Annotated in this window: 1 protein-coding gene (cut by a window edge); it reads right to left on the reverse strand. The window is 61.5% G+C overall.

Features of this window, described 5'->3' with window-relative positions; genetic code table 11:
* Positions 1–17,518 carry the 5' portion of a DUF5801 repeats-in-toxin domain-containing protein gene (locus EVJ50_RS06065; RefSeq protein ID WP_150882959.1) on the reverse strand. The gene continues 16,613 nt to the left of window position 1, outside the view, so only the first 17,518 of its 34,131 coding nucleotides appear in the window; it begins with the start codon at positions 17,516–17,518; its stop codon lies off the left edge, out of view.
* Between the last annotated feature and the right edge of the window lie 191 nt (positions 17,519–17,709).

Genomic DNA, 17,709 nt, shown 5'->3' on the forward strand with positions numbered 1-17,709 from the left:
CAACCGTGAACGACGACGCTCCGGGCGCTGACACATCAAACGCCGCATCCGTCGAGCCATACACCGTCTGGCCATCCGCACTCACGAACAGATAGATCGGCGCATCTGGACTTCCCTCCTCCGTCAGACCCGAATCGATCAGACCAGACGCATTCGGCGTGCCCGTCAGGCTCAGCTCGAAATCATCCGCATCCTTGCTCGCTCCAGCATCGTCATCCGCTCCATAGCTCTCGATCACAGCGTCCTCGAACGCCACCTCGTAATCCGAGCTGTCGCTCGCCGGGAAGCCACCATCGAAGTTGCCGGCATCCGCCGCCGCATCCGATGTCGTCACACCCAGATCGCTGATGTCGATCGCAGCAACGTCATCCACCGCAGGACCGTCATCGGCAAACTTCAGGTTCCCGCCGATCTGCGTCGTCAGGTCCTCCGTCACCACATCGCCGTCGCTGTCGGTGATCGTCACCGTCGCGGACAGCGCCACCTGACCGGCCAGATCCACCTGGTCGCTCGGGAACACCGCATTCGGATCACTCGGATCCGTATCCACACGATCGTGCGTCAACGCTGCGTTCTGCGTCAGCGTCACCGTCCCCTTGTCGCTGTCCGTCACCTCAACCGTGAACGACGACGCTCCGGGCGCTGACACATCAAACGCCGCATCCGTCGAGCCATACACCGTCTGGCCATCCGCACTCACGAACAGATAGATCGGCGCATCTGGACTTCCCTCCTCCGTCAGACCCGAATCGATCAGACCAGACGCATTCGGCGTGCCCGTCAGGCTCAGCTCGAAATCATCCGCATCCTTGCTCGCTCCAGCATCGTCATCCGCTCCATAGCTCTCGATCACAGCGTCCTCGAACGCCACCTCGTAATCCGAGCTGTCGCTCGCCGGGAAGCCACCATCGAAGTTGCCGGCATCCGCCGCCGCATCCGATGTCGTCACACCCAGATCGCTGATGTCGATCGCAGCAACGTCATCCACCGCAGGACCGTCATCGGCAAACTTCAGGTTCCCGCCGATCTGCGTCGTCAGGTCCTCCGTCACCACATCGCCGTCGCTGTCGGTGATCGTCACCGTCGCGGACAGCGCCACCTGACCGGCCAGATCCACCTGGTCGCTCGGGAACACCGCATTCGGATCACTCGGATCCGTATCCACACGATCGTGCGTCAACGCTGCGTTCTGCGTCAGCGTCACCGTCCCCTTGTCGCTGTCCGTCACCTCAACCGTGAACGACGACGCTCCGGGCGCTGACACATCAAACGCCGCATCCGTCGAGCCATACACCGTCTGGCCATCCGCACTCACGAACAGATAGATCGGCGCATCTGGACTTCCCTCCTCCGTCAGACCCGAATCGATCAGACCAGACGCATTCGGCGTGCCCGTCAGGCTCAGCTCGAAATCATCCGCATCCTTGCTCGCTCCAGCATCGTCATCCGCTCCATAGCTCTCGATCACAGCGTCCTCGAACGCCACCTCGTAATCCGAGCTGTCGCTCGCCGGGAAGCCACCATCGAAGTTGCCGGCATCCGCCGCCGCATCCGATGTCGTCACACCCAGATCGCTGATGTCGATCGCAGCAACGTCATCCACCGCAGGACCGTCATCGGCAAACTTCAGGTTCCCGCCGATCTGCGTCGTCAGGTCCTCCGTCACCACATCGCCGTCGCTGTCGGTGATCGTCACCGTCGCGGACAGCGCCACCTGACCGGCCAGATCCACCTGGTCGCTCGGGAACACCGCATTCGGATCACTCGGATCCGTATCCACACGATCGTGCGTCAACGCTGCGTTCTGCGTCAGCGTCACCGTCCCCTTGTCGCTGTCCGTCACCTCAACCGTGAACGACGACGCTCCGGGCGCTGACACATCAAACGCCGCATCCGTCGAGCCATACACCGTCTGGCCATCCGCACTCACGAACAGATAGATCGGCGCATCTGGACTTCCCTCCTCCGTCAGACCCGAATCGATCAGACCAGACGCATTCGGCGTGCCCGTCAGGCTCAGCTCGAAATCATCCGCATCCTTGCTCGCTCCAGCATCGTCATCCGCTCCATAGCTCTCGATCACAGCGTCCTCGAACGCCACCTCGTAATCCGAGCTGTCGCTCGCCGGGAAGCCACCATCGAAGTTGCCGGCATCCGCCGCCGCATCCGATGTCGTCACACCCAGATCGCTGATGTCGATCGCAGCAACGTCATCCACCGCAGGACCGTCATCGGCAAACTTCAGGTTCCCGCCGATCTGCGTCGTCAGGTCCTCCGTCACCACATCGCCGTCGCTGTCGGTGATCGTCACCGTCGCGGACAGCGCCACCTGACCGGCCAGATCCACCTGGTCGCTCGGGAACACCGCATTCGGATCACTCGGATCCGTATCCACACGATCGTGCGTCAACGCTGCGTTCTGCGTCAGCGTCACCGTCCCCTTGTCGCTGTCCGTCACCTCAACCGTGAACGACGACGCTCCGGGCGCTGACACATCAAACGCCGCATCCGTCGAGCCATACACCGTCTGGCCATCCGCACTCACGAACAGATAGATCGGCGCATCTGGACTTCCCTCCTCCGTCAGACCCGAATCGATCAGACCAGACGCATTCGGCGTGCCCGTCAGGCTCAGCTCGAAATCATCCGCATCCTTGCTCGCTCCAGCATCGTCATCCGCTCCATAGCTCTCGATCACAGCGTCCTCGAACGCCACCTCGTAATCCGAGCTGTCGCTCGCCGGGAAGCCACCATCGAAGTTGCCGGCATCCGCCGCCGCATCCGATGTCGTCACACCCAGATCGCTGATGTCGATCGCAGCAACGTCATCCACCGCAGGACCGTCATCGGCAAACTTCAGGTTCCCGCCGATCTGCGTCGTCAGGTCCTCCGTCACCACATCGCCGTCGCTGTCGGTGATCGTCACCGTCGCGGACAGCGCCACCTGACCGGCCAGATCCACCTGGTCGCTCGGGAACACCGCATTCGGATCACTCGGATCCGTATCCACACGATCGTGCGTCAACGCTGCGTTCTGCGTCAGCGTCACCGTCCCCTTGTCGCTGTCCGTCACCTCAACCGTGAACGACGACGCTCCGGGCGCTGACACATCAAACGCCGCATCCGTCGAGCCATACACCGTCTGGCCATCCGCACTCACGAACAGATAGATCGGCGCATCTGGACTTCCCTCCTCCGTCAGACCCGAATCGATCAGACCAGACGCATTCGGCGTGCCCGTCAGGCTCAGCTCGAAATCATCCGCATCCTTGCTCGCTCCAGCATCGTCATCCGCTCCATAGCTCTCGATCACAGCGTCCTCGAACGCCACCTCGTAATCCGAGCTGTCGCTCGCCGGGAAGCCACCATCGAAGTTGCCGGCATCCGCCGCCGCATCCGATGTCGTCACACCCAGATCGCTGATGTCGATCGCAGCAACGTCATCCACCGCAGGACCGTCATCGGCAAACTTCAGGTTCCCGCCGATCTGCGTCGTCAGGTCCTCCGTCACCACATCGCCGTCGCTGTCGGTGATCGTCACCGTCGCGGACAGCGCCACCTGACCGGCCAGATCCACCTGGTCGCTCGGGAACACCGCATTCGGATCACTCGGATCCGTATCCACACGATCGTGCGTCAACGCTGCGTTCTGCGTCAGCGTCACCGTCCCCTTGTCGCTGTCCGTCACCTCAACCGTGAACGACGACGCTCCGGGCGCTGACACATCAAACGCCGCATCCGTCGAGCCATACACCGTCTGGCCATCCGCACTCACGAACAGATAGATCGGCGCATCTGGACTTCCCTCCTCCGTCAGACCCGAATCGATCAGACCAGACGCATTCGGCGTGCCCGTCAGGCTCAGCTCGAAATCATCCGCATCCTTGCTCGCTCCAGCATCGTCATCCGCTCCATAGCTCTCGATCACAGCGTCCTCGAACGCCACCTCGTAATCCGAGCTGTCGCTCGCCGGGAAGCCACCATCGAAGTTGCCGGCATCCGCCGCCGCATCCGATGTCGTCACACCCAGATCGCTGATGTCGATCGCAGCAACGTCATCCACCGCAGGACCGTCATCGGCAAACTTCAGGTTCCCGCCGATCTGCGTCGTCAGGTCCTCCGTCACCACATCGCCGTCGCTGTCGGTGATCGTCACCGTCGCGGACAGCGCCACCTGACCGGCCAGATCCACCTGGTCGCTCGGGAACACCGCATTCGGATCACTCGGATCCGTATCCACACGATCGTGCGTCAACGCTGCGTTCTGCGTCAGCGTCACCGTCCCCTTGTCGCTGTCCGTCACCTCAACCGTGAACGACGACGCTCCGGGCGCTGACACATCAAACGCCGCATCCGTCGAGCCATACACCGTCTGGCCATCCGCACTCACGAACAGATAGATCGGCGCATCTGGACTTCCCTCCTCCGTCAGACCCGAATCGATCAGACCAGACGCATTCGGCGTGCCCGTCAGGCTCAGCTCGAAATCATCCGCATCCTTGCTCGCTCCAGCATCGTCATCCGCTCCATAGCTCTCGATCACAGCGTCCTCGAACGCCACCTCGTAATCCGAGCTGTCGCTCGCCGGGAAGCCACCATCGAAGTTGCCGGCATCCGCCGCCGCATCCGATGTCGTCACACCCAGATCGCTGATGTCGATCGCAGCAACGTCATCCACCGCAGGACCGTCATCGGCAAACTTCAGGTTCCCGCCGATCTGCGTCGTCAGGTCCTCCGTCACCACATCGCCGTCGCTGTCGGTGATCGTCACCGTCGCGGACAGCGCCACCTGACCGGCCAGATCCACCTGGTCGCTCGGGAACACCGCATTCGGATCACTCGGATCCGTATCCACACGATCGTGCGTCAACGCTGCGTTCTGCGTCAGCGTCACCGTCCCCTTGTCGCTGTCCGTCACCTCAACCGTGAACGACGACGCTCCGGGCGCTGACACATCAAACGCCGCATCCGTCGAGCCATACACCGTCTGGCCATCCGCACTCACGAACAGATAGATCGGCGCATCTGGACTTCCCTCCTCCGTCAGACCCGAATCGATCAGACCAGACGCATTCGGCGTGCCCGTCAGGCTCAGCTCGAAATCATCCGCATCCTTGCTCGCTCCAGCATCGTCATCCGCTCCATAGCTCTCGATCACAGCGTCCTCGAACGCCACCTCGTAATCCGAGCTGTCGCTCGCCGGGAAGCCACCATCGAAGTTGCCGGCATCCGCCGCCGCATCCGATGTCGTCACACCCAGATCGCTGATGTCGATCGCAGCAACGTCATCCACCGCAGGACCGTCATCGGCAAACTTCAGGTTCCCGCCGATCTGCGTCGTCAGGTCCTCCGTCACCACATCGCCGTCGCTGTCGGTGATCGTCACCGTCGCGGACAGCGCCACCTGACCGGCCAGATCCACCTGGTCGCTCGGGAACACCGCATTCGGATCACTCGGATCCGTATCCACACGATCGTGCGTCAACGCTGCGTTCTGCGTCAGCGTCACCGTCCCCTTGTCGCTGTCCGTCACCTCAACCGTGAACGACGACGCTCCGGGCGCTGACACATCAAACGCCGCATCCGTCGAGCCATACACCGTCTGGCCATCCGCACTCACGAACAGATAGATCGGCGCATCTGGACTTCCCTCCTCCGTCAGACCCGAATCGATCAGACCAGACGCATTCGGCGTGCCCGTCAGGCTCAGCTCGAAATCATCCGCATCCTTGCTCGCTCCAGCATCGTCATCCGCTCCATAGCTCTCGATCACAGCGTCCTCGAACGCCACCTCGTAATCCGAGCTGTCGCTCGCCGGGAAGCCACCATCGAAGTTGCCGGCATCCGCCGCCGCATCCGATGTCGTCACACCCAGATCGCTGATGTCGATCGCAGCAACGTCATCCACCGCAGGACCGTCATCGGCAAACTTCAGGTTCCCGCCGATCTGCGTCGTCAGGTCCTCCGTCACCACATCGCCGTCGCTGTCGGTGATCGTCACCGTCGCGGACAGCGCCACCTGACCGGCCAGATCCACCTGGTCGCTCGGGAACACCGCATTCGGATCACTCGGATCCGTATCCACACGATCGTGCGTCAACGCTGCGTTCTGCGTCAGCGTCACCGTCCCCTTGTCGCTGTCCGTCACCTCAACCGTGAACGACGACGCTCCGGGCGCTGACACATCAAACGCCGCATCCGTCGAGCCATACACCGTCTGGCCATCCGCACTCACGAACAGATAGATCGGCGCATCTGGACTTCCCTCCTCCGTCAGACCCGAATCGATCAGACCAGACGCATTCGGCGTGCCCGTCAGGCTCAGCTCGAAATCATCCGCATCCTTGCTCGCTCCAGCATCGTCATCCGCTCCATAGCTCTCGATCACAGCGTCCTCGAACGCCACCTCGTAATCCGAGCTGTCGCTCGCCGGGAAGCCACCATCGAAGTTGCCGGCATCCGCCGCCGCATCCGATGTCGTCACACCCAGATCGCTGATGTCGATCGCAGCAACGTCATCCACCGCAGGACCGTCATCGGCAAACTTCAGGTTCCCGCCGATCTGCGTCGTCAGGTCCTCCGTCACCACATCGCCGTCGCTGTCGGTGATCGTCACCGTCGCGGACAGCGCCACCTGACCGGCCAGATCCACCTGGTCGCTCGGGAACACCGCATTCGGATCACTCGGATCCGTATCCACACGATCGTGCGTCAACGCTGCGTTCTGCGTCAGCGTCACCGTCCCCTTGTCGCTGTCCGTCACCTCAACCGTGAACGACGACGCTCCGGGCGCTGACACATCAAACGCCGCATCCGTCGAGCCATACACCGTCTGGCCATCCGCACTCACGAACAGATAGATCGGCGCATCTGGACTTCCCTCCTCCGTCAGACCCGAATCGATCAGACCAGACGCATTCGGCGTGCCCGTCAGGCTCAGCTCGAAATCATCCGCGTCCAGTTGAGCAGGGCCATCTGTTCCGTAGTCCGGCGTCACCGCGTTCTCGAACGCCAACTCGTAATCCGAGCTGTCGCTCGCCGGGAAGCCTCCCGGGAAGTTGCCGGTACCGGGTTCCGCCGCCGCATCCGACGTCGTCACTCCAAGTCCGCTGATGTCGATATCGCCGATCTCAACAGAGGGACCGTCGTCGTTGAAGTTGAACGTGAACTCACCCGTCTCCGACTGCGGATCCAGGTTCTGCGTCAGATCCACGCTCACCTCAGACGTGTCGCCGTCCTGATCCGTCACCGTCTGCGTGAACACGATCCCGAACGTCTTTCCGCCTTCTCCGTCGCCTCCTTCTCCGTCCAGCGACACCACATCATCGTGTTCACCGGCGCTGTCGTCGCCAGCAACCGGATGCCAGATGTTGTTCTCCGTCTGCTCCAGGCGCACCGTCCCGTCAGCATTGCTGATCGTGAAATACACCTCATCGCCGATCACGCCCTTGATCACTCCGGCGTCACTCACCACCTGGATCTCTTCCCCGCGGCTCACATCGCCTTCCACCGCATTCAGCGCATACAGGCCCGAACCCACCTCGATTCCATCCGCCAGCGTTCCGCTCGTTCCAGTCAGCGTCAGGCTGTACTCCACAGACCCAGGACCATCCGTCCCGAAGTCCACGTCATCTGAACCCTCAGGCGTCGTCTGATCCAGATCGCTGTTGAAATACGCCGTCAGATCCGCTTCCGAAATCCGATCCGCAACGTTGTCCTTCGGATCGGCCTGCGCTCCGGCGCTCTCATCCACCGTCAGCTGCACTCCCTCCAGGAATGACTCCAGCTCGCCCGGATCGCTCGGCAGTTCAGCAAGCTTCGCTTCAGGACCGTCGTCGTTGAAGTTGAACGTGAACTCACCCGTCTCCGACTGCGGATCCAGGTTCTGCGTCAGATCCACGCTCACCTCAGACGTGTCGCCGTCCTGATCCGTCACCGTCTGCGTGAACACGATCCCGAACGTCTTTCCGCCTTCTCCGTCGCCTCCTTCTCCGTCCAGCGACACCACATCATCGTGTTCACCGGCGCTGTCGTCGCCAGCAACCGGATGCCAGATGTTGTTCTCCGTCTGCTCCAGGCGCACCGTCCCGTCAGCATTGCTGATCGTGAAATACACCTCATCGCCGATCACGCCCTTGATCACTCCGGCGTCACTCACCACCTGGATCTCTTCCCCGCGGCTCACATCGCCTTCCACCGCATTCAGCGCATACAGGCCCGAACCCACCTCGATTCCATCCGCCAGCGTTCCGCTCGCTCCAGTCAGCGTCAGGCTGTACTCCACAGACCCAGGACCATCCGTCCCGAAGTCCACGTCATCTGAACCCTCAGGCGTCGTCTGATCCAGATCGCTGTTGAAATACGCCGTCAGATCCGCTTCCGAAATCCGATCCGCAACGTTGTCCTTCGGATCGGCCTGCGCTCCGGCGCTCTCATCCACCGTCAGCTGCACTCCCTCCAGGAATGACTCCAGCTCGCCCGGATCGCTCGGCAGTTCAGCAAGCTTCGCTTCAGGACCGTCGTCGTTGAAGTTGAACGTGAACTCACCCGTCTCCGACTGCGGATCCAGGTTCTGCGTCAGATCCACGCTCACCTCAGACGTGTCGCCGTCCTGATCCGTCACCGTCTGCGTGAACACGATCCCGAACGTCTTTCCGCCTTCTCCGTCGCCTCCTTCTCCGTCCAGCGACACCACATCATCGTGTTCACCGGCGCTGTCGTCGCCAGCAACCGGATGCCAGATGTTGTTCTCCGTCTGCTCCAGGCGCACCGTCCCGTCAGCATTGCTGATCGTGAAATACACCTCATCGCCGATCACGCCCTTGATCACTCCGGCGTCACTCACCACCTGGATCTCTTCCCCGCGGCTCACATCGCCTTCCACCGCATTCAGCGCATACAGGCCCGAACCCACCTCGATTCCATCCGCCAGCGTTCCGCTCGCTCCAGTCAGCGTCAGGCTGTACTCCACAGACCCAGGACCATCCGTCCCGAAGTCCACGTCATCTGAACCCTCAGGCGTCGTCTGATCCAGATCGCTGTTGAAATACGCCGTCAGATCCGCTTCCGAAATCCGATCCGCAACGTTGTCCTTCGGATCGGCCTGCGCTCCGGCGCTCTCATCCACCGTCAGCTGCACTCCCTCCAGGAATGACTCCAGCTCGCCCGGATCGCTCGGCAGTTCAGCAAGCTTCGCTTCAGGACCGTCGTCGTTGAAGTTGAACGTGAACTCACCCGTCTCCGACTGCGGATCCAGGTTCTGCGTCAGATCCACGCTCACCTCAGACGTGTCGCCGTCCTGATCCGTCACCGTCTGCGTGAACACGATCCCGAACGTCTTTCCGCCTTCTCCGTCGCCTCCTTCTCCGTCCAGCGACACCACATCATCGTGTTCACCGGCGCTGTCGTCGCCAGCAACCGGATGCCAGATGTTGTTCTCCGTCTGCTCCAGGCGCACCGTCCCGTCAGCATTGCTGATCGTGAAATACACCTCATCGCCGATCACGCCCTTGATCACTCCGGCGTCACTCACCACCTGGATCTCTTCCCCGCGGCTCACATCGCCTTCCACCGCATTCAGCGCATACAGGCCCGAACCCACCTCGATTCCATCCGCCAGCGTTCCGCTCGTTCCAGTCAGCGTCAGGCTGTACTCCACAGACCCAGGACCATCCGTCCCGAAGTCCACGTCATCTGAACCCTCAGGCGTCGTCTGATCCAGATCGCTGTTGAAATACGCCGTCAGATCCGCTTCCGAAATCCGATCCGCAACGTTGTCCTTCGGATCGGCCTGCGCTCCGGCGCTCTCATCCACCGTCAGCTGCACTCCCTCCAGGAATGACTCCAGCTCGCCCGGATCGCTCGGCAGTTCAGCAAGCTTCGCTTCAGGACCGTCGTCGTTGAAGTTGAACGTGAACTCACCCGTCTCCGACTGCGGATCCAGGTTCTGCGTCAGATCCACGCTCACCTCAGACGTGTCGCCGTCCTGATCCGTCACCGTCTGCGTGAACACGATCCCGAACGTCTTTCCGCCTTCTCCGTCGCCTCCTTCTCCGTCCAGCGACACCACATCATCGTGTTCACCGGCGCTGTCGTCGCCAGCAACCGGATGCCAGATGTTGTTCTCCGTCTGCTCCAGGCGCACCGTCCCGTCAGCATTGCTGATCGTGAAATACACCTCATCGCCGATCACGCCCTTGATCACTCCGGCGTCACTCACCACCTGGATCTCTTCCCCGCGGCTCACATCGCCTTCCACCGCATTCAGCGCATACAGGCCCGAACCCACCTCGATTCCATCCGCCAGCGTTCCGCTCGTTCCAGTCAGCGTCAGGCTGTACTCCACAGACCCAGGACCATCCGTCCCGAAGTCCACGTCATCTGAACCCTCAGGCGTCGTCTGATCCAGATCGCTGTTGAAATACGCCGTCAGATCCGCTTCCGAAATCCGATCCGCAACGTTGTCCTTCGGATCGGCCTGCGCTCCGGCGCTCTCATCCACCGTCAGCTGCACTCCCTCCAGGAATGACTCCAGCTCGCCCGGATCGCTCGGCAGTTCAGCAAGCTTCGCTTCAGGACCGTCGTCGTTGAAGTTGAACGTGAACTCACCCGTCTCCGACTGCGGATCCAGGTTCTGCGTCAGATCCACGCTCACCTCAGACGTGTCGCCGTCCTGATCCGTCACCGTCTGCGTGAACACGATCCCGAACGTCTTTCCGCCTTCTCCGTCGCCTCCTTCTCCGTCCAGCGACACCACATCATCGTGTTCACCGGCGCTGTCGTCGCCAGCAACCGGATGCCAGATGTTGTTCTCCGTCTGCTCCAGGCGCACCGTCCCGTCAGCATTGCTGATCGTGAAATACACCTCATCGCCGATCACGCCCTTGATCACTCCGGCGTCACTCACCACCTGGATCTCTTCCCCGCGGCTCACATCGCCTTCCACCGCATTCAGCGCATACAGGCCCGAACCCACCTCGATTCCATCCGCCAGCGTTCCGCTCGCTCCAGTCAGCGTCAGGCTGTACTCCACAGACCCAGGACCATCCGTCCCGAAGTCCACGTCATCTGAACCCTCAGGCGTCGTCTGATCCAGATCGCTGTTGAAATACGCCGTCAGATCCGCTTCCGAAATCCGATCCGCAACGTTGTCCTTCGGATCGGCCTGCGCTCCGGCGCTCTCATCCACCGTCAGCTGCACTCCCTCCAGGAATGACTCCAGCTCGCCCGGATCGCTCGGCAGTTCAGCAAGCTTCGCTTCAGGACCGTCGTCGTTGAAGTTGAACGTGAACTCACCCGTCTCCGACTGCGGATCCAGGTTCTGCGTCAGATCCACGCTCACCTCAGACGTGTCGCCGTCCTGATCCGTCACCGTCTGCGTGAACACGATCCCGAACGTCTTTCCGCCTTCTCCGTCGCCTCCTTCTCCGTCCAGCGACACCACATCATCGTGTTCACCGGCGCTGTCGTCGCCAGCAACCGGATGCCAGATGTTGTTCTCCGTCTGCTCCAGGCGCACCGTCCCGTCAGCATTGCTGATCGTGAAATACACCTCATCGCCGATCACGCCCTTGATCACTCCGGCGTCACTCACCACCTGGATCTCTTCCCCGCGGCTCACATCGCCTTCCACCGCATTCAGCGCATACAGGCCCGAACCCACCTCGATTCCATCCGCCAGCGTTCCGCTCGTTCCAGTCAGCGTCAGGCTGTACTCCACAGACCCAGGACCATCCGTCCCGAAGTCCACGTCATCTGAACCCTCAGGCGTCGTCTGATCCAGATCGCTGTTGAAATACGCCGTCAGATCCGCTTCCGAAATCCGATCCGCAACGTTGTCCTTCGGATCGGCCTGCGCTCCGGCGCTCTCATCCACCGTCAGCTGCACTCCCTCCAGGAATGACTCCAGCTCGCCCGGATCGCTCGGCAGTTCAGCAAGCTTCGCTTCAGGACCGTCGTCGCCAATCAGGAGAGCGGATTGGCCGATGTCGACGCTTTGATCAGCACTGTCGCCATCAGCATCAATCACCGTCTTGGTGACGATCAACACATTATCTCCAGTAGTCTGGATGGCCTCATCGTCATCAGGATCTGTGGCATCGCCGTGCCAGATGTTCTGGGGGTTCGACTGATCGCTGTAAGCGAAGGTCACCTCACCGGCATCATCCACAGTGATGTCGAAGACTTGCTCACCAGATCCGGCCACGACCCCAGAGACCGTGCCGTCACCGTTGTCCACGAGGTCAATCGAAGCCCCTTGACCACCGGGGACGGACTCATCCAGAACAAACAGACCCGAAGGAGCTGTTCCTCCTTGAACGCTGACGCTGTAGAGCGTCTGGCCCGCAGCATCGGTCCCGTAGTCTTCTGCGCCGAAGGTGGTGGAGAGATCGAGTGTGGCCTCATAAGCACCACCCTCTGTCAGCGGAGACTCATCAAGAGCTGCCGTGAGCTGGAGCGTGCTGGCATCCGCGATGGAAGGGCCGTCATCACCGATCCGAAGGGCGGATTGGCCGATGTCAATGGACTGATCAACTGAGTCGCCATCAGCATCGGTCACGGTCTTGGTAACGATGAGAATGTTCTCACCGGATGTCTGAAGAGCCTCTTCATCGTCAGCATCCGTTGCATCGGAATGCCAGATGTTCTGCGGGTTGACCTGATCGCTGTAGGCAAAGCTGACCTGACCGGTGGCATCGACGGAAAGTTCAAACACAGTCTGCCCGGTACCTGAAACAAGACCAGAGACAGTTCCATCGCCGTTATCAACGAGATTGATGGCCGCACCTTTGCCATTGGGCTCAGTGGCATCAACAACGAACAACCCTGAGGCTGCAGCATCCCCCTGAACACTCACGGCATAGTCGATCTCGCCAGGCTGGTCATTGCCGAAGTCCTCAGCACCGAAGACATCAGACAGATCCAGGGTCGCCACATAGATGCCATCGCCGGCAGTCGGGAGTGGTGATTCATCGAGCGTGGCCGAATCATCCAGCGCACCAGCGTCGGCGATCGAGGGGCCATCATCCCGGAAACTGAAGGCCTCGCCGATCTCAACCGTTTCACTGTCGCTATCCCCATCGGCATCAGTGATCGTCGCCGTCAGCGTGACCAGGTCCGCTGACGCCAGGCCAGTCGAATCATCAGGATCCGTCGTATCGGGATGCACCACCGCGCGGTTCTGGGTCAGAGACACCTCGCCGTTCTCCGGATCGACGGTGATGCTGAACACCACCTCACCGCTCGTCTCCGTGGTGCCCACCACGTCGCCGTTGACCAGATTCAGCACAACGGCCTCATCGGTCAGCGTGTCCGTCAGTCCACTCAGGGCATCCGCACCACTGATGCCCAGCTCGTAGCTGATCGCATCCGCATCCTCCTCACCGTCGCCATCACTGTCCTTGAAGTCATCCGCGCCAAAATCCGGATTGGCGAACAGGCCTTCGAAGCTGGTCGGACCATCGGTGTCGGTAATGTCGCTGTCGTCCGTGGTCAGGGACGGAATCGCAGCATTGCTCAGCTCGATGCTCGGGCCATCGTCCTTGAAGATCACCTCACCGCCGATGTCCACCGCCTGACTGGCCTGATCACCATCTCCATCGGTGATCGTGATCCGCGCGCTCAACAGACCATCCAGATCCACTGCATCATCCGGATCGCTGGGATCGGGGTGGTTCAAAGCCACGCCCTGCTCCACAGTCAGCACGCCCGTCGCAGCGTCGATCGACACGCTGAAAGCCGCATCGGCATTCGGTCCGAACTGACCCTCGAATTCCGTGTCGCTGATCTGAACCAGCTCAATCGACTCACCTGTCGTGGTCTCCAGTGGCGTCGCACCCGACTGACCGGTCAGTTCCAGGCTGTACTGCGTTGCGTTCGCCGCTGCCGCTGCATCGGCTCCGAACAGAGTCGTGGCCGTCACGGCCGCATCTGTGCTGCTCGCGCTGATCGGACCATCAGCAAAGGCCTCACCGGCATCAGTCTCGTCCAGTGTCACGCCAGTCCCGGGCGTTGCACCACTCACCTCCGGACCGTCATCCCGGAAACTGAAGGCCTCGCCGATCTCAACCGTTTCACTGTCGCTATCCCCATCGGCATCAGTGATCGTCGCCGTCAGCGTGACCAGGTCCGCTGACGCCAGGCCAGTCGAATCATCAGGATCCGTCGTATCGGGATGCACCACCGCGCGGTTCTGGGTCAGAGACACCTCGCCGTTCTCCGGATCGACGGTGATGCTGAACACCACCTCACCGCTCGTCTCCGTGGTGCCCACCACGTCGCCGTTGACCAGATTCAGCACAACGGCCTCATCGGTCAGCGTGTCCGTCAGTCCACTCAGGGCATCCGCACCACTGATGCCCAGCTCGTAGCTGATCGCATCCGCATCCTCCTCACCGTCGCCATCACTGTCCTTGAAGTCATCCGCGCCGAAGCTGGTATCAAACACACCCTCGAAGCTGGTCGGACCATCGGTGTCGGTGATGTCGCTGTCGTCCGTGGTCAGGGACGGAATCGCATCGTCGCCCAGCTCGATGCTCGGGCCATCGTCCTTGAAGATCACCTCACCGCCGATGTCCACCGCCTGACTGGCCTGATCACCATCTCCATCGGTGATCGTGATCCGCGCGCTCAACAGACCATCCAGATCCACTGCATCATCCGGATCGCTGGGATCGGGGTGGTTCAAAGCCACGCCCTGCTCCACAGTCAGCACGCCCGTCGCAGCGTCGATCGACACGCTGAAAGCCGCATCGGCATTCGGTCCGAACTGACCCTCGAATTCCGTGTCGCTGATCTGAACCAGCTCAATCGACTCACCTGTCGTGGTCTCCAGTGGCGTCACACCCGACTGACCGGTCAGTTCCAGGCTGTACTGCGTTGCGTTCGCCGCTGCCGCTGCATCGGCTCCGAACAGAGTCGTGGCCGTCACGGCCGCATCTGTGCTGCTCGCGCTGATCGGACCATCAGCAAAGGCCTCACCGGCATCAGTCTCGTCCAGTGTCACGCCAGTCCCAGGCGTGGCACCACTCACCTGTGGGACGTCATCCACGATGTCAATCGAGAGCGTCTGAGTGGTGGTGTTGCCATTGACATCCGTCACCACATAGGTGAAAACATCCGCCTCGACAACAAGGTTCTGACCGGGGATGTTGACTGGATCGGTGAAAGGTGAGGTGAGTGTGTAGGTGAACTCTCCTGTCTCCTCATCCAGTTCAAGTGTGCCGTAGGTGCCATCGACGGTGGTCACTCCGTTGCTGGATGTGCCGCCGGGCACGGAGAAGCTGACATCGGTCGAGCTATCGGCCTTGAGGGTGCCACGTGCCGTCTCATCCGGAGAGGACGCATTGGAGCCGGACGGGAGAGCCTCTTCTTCAACCCGGGCAATCTCAGGAAAGGCGCTGATGCCGCTATCACTGACGTCGATGGTGAGCGTGGTTGTGCTCAGATCACCGTCTGCGTCCTCAATAGTGTATTGGAAGACGTCAAGCACACCATCCGTGATGGTGTTGGGGTTCGACTGGTAGGTGTAACTACCGTCGGCATTGAGAGTGAGTGTGCCGTACTCACCTTGAATCTGATTACCGACATTAGCTGAGGAGAGCTCCGACGTTGCACTGCCAACGGCCACAACACCGCCTGCCGGGGAGGTGCTCACCGGCCCATCGGCACCAAACTCATCGGCCGCATCCCCAGGCGAGGCCGTGTCCCCACCCACAACATTGCCGGTGACGACAGCACCCTCGCCCACGGAGTTCAGATCGGCGCGTGCCGTGGGCACGTCGTCAACGACGTCAATCGAGAGTGTGGTGGTGGTGGTGTTCCCGTTCTCATCGGTCACCACAACCTCAAACTGCTCCGCATCCGGGACGACGTTCTGGCCCGGTTGACCGGGTGCATCAGAAACCGGAGAGGTCAGCGTGTAAGTGTATTCACCGGTTTCCTCATTGATCTCAAGCGTGCCATAGGTGCCCGGCACAGTGGTGACACCGTTTGACGATGTGCTGTTGGGGTCATTGCTGGAGAAGTCGACATCGGTGGGGCTCCCAGCCACAAGCGTTCCTGTGGCGACATCACCGAGACTTGTGGGGTTGGATCCGGAGGGAAGGGCCTCTTCCTCAACCTCGGCCGTCTCATCGTCCGTGAGCAGCAGGGGAACCTCTTCACCGGCCTGCTCGGGGTCAGGAGTCTGCTCAGAGGATGCCGCAGCAACGTTGTCGATGTCGAAGTCGCCACCTCCAGCGCTGTCGATATCAGCCTGCTGGACTGTGTATTCAGTTTCAAAGCTCTGACTTGCACCAGGAGCCAAGCTGGCGATGGTCTGGTTGAGACCCGTCAGCGGATCCGTCACCACGACATCGGTCAGGGTTTGGTTGCCCTCATTGGTCACAGTGATCGTGTAGCTGATCACCTGATCCGCAGCCGTGACCACACCGTCCTGGCCATCGGGAATGGCCACGCCATCGATGGCGGTAGCCACCTTCGCGATGGCGAGATCCGGGTTCTGTTCGACAGGGACATTGGCCTCGTCGGTCTCCGGATCCGGCGTCTGATCGGTGACGACGGTCGCCACGTTCTCAAGGAAACCCGCGAGAAGGTCGTTGGGCTCGAGAGTGCCGTCGCTGTCGATGTCCTCCTGCGTGACGGTGTAGGTGCCGCTGAAGGTCCAGGTTTCGCCGATGTCAAGCACCCCATTGCTGTTGGTGTCGCCATCCGGCGCACCGAGATCACCCAGCAGTGGATCGTTCACCACCACGTTGGTGAGAGCAGTGTCGCCGTCGTTCGTGACGGTGATCAGATACTCGATCTGATCACCAGCACCGGTCACAGAGCCGTCATCGACCACGGTTCCGTCAGCGCGGATCACCGAAACAACCGACTTGTCGATTCCCACCTGAGGGGTGGTGATCGGGGGTGGGGTTGGGGTTGTTGTGGTGGGAGGCGGGGTCGGAGTGGTGGGAGGCGGTGGTGTGATCCCGGGGAACTCAGGTGCCGGAGGCAGCGGGATGATGGTTTCCGGTGCCTCCGCCTCCGGGGCCGGCGTGGGCTCCGGCGTGACCGCCTCGGGCTCTGCAGGAGGTTCGGGCTCCGGTGGCGTCTCCGCTTCCGGTGTCGCAGCGGCCGCCTCCACCTCTGGGAGAGCATCGCCATCCGGAGCACCCAGCTCGTCCGCCAGCACCGGTTGATCCTGAAGCGGCTGATCAACGGGCGCCTCGCCCAGCAGTCCCCCCGTGCCACCGCCTGCCTCGGTGACTTCGGGGTTGCCGCCGGTGGGCGTGGTGACGGGGGTGGTGGCGCCGACCTGACCCGGCGAGGGAATCTCCGTTTCCTCAACGAAGCTGTCGGGAGTCACCGGGGTGGGGGGAGTGGCTCCCTCGGGGTTGTCCAGCGAACCCGCGCTCTGGTGCTCCGGCACGGACACTCCCTGTTGGCCTTCCTTCCGGAGCTCCTCGTTGTGCTCGGCCTCGAGCTCGGGATCCAGGCCTTGCTGCAGGAAATCAGCGGGGTTGGAGGAAGCCATGACTCAGAAACCGGGCAGTACGAACAGGGTCCTGGCAGCAAGCCAGGGTCTGCCATGTACGTACTATGTCCCTGATTCAGGCTGGCATCAGGCGAACAACGCCTGCCGAATCACAGCAATCCCCGGGGTCGCATCCATTGGGCGGCATCCAGCGAGGAAAGACGTTGCAGGGGAAGGGATCTGAGCAGTCT

Source organism: Synechococcus sp. RSCCF101 (genome assembly GCF_008807075.1).
Taxonomy (GTDB): domain Bacteria; phylum Cyanobacteriota; class Cyanobacteriia; order PCC-6307; family Cyanobiaceae; genus RSCCF101.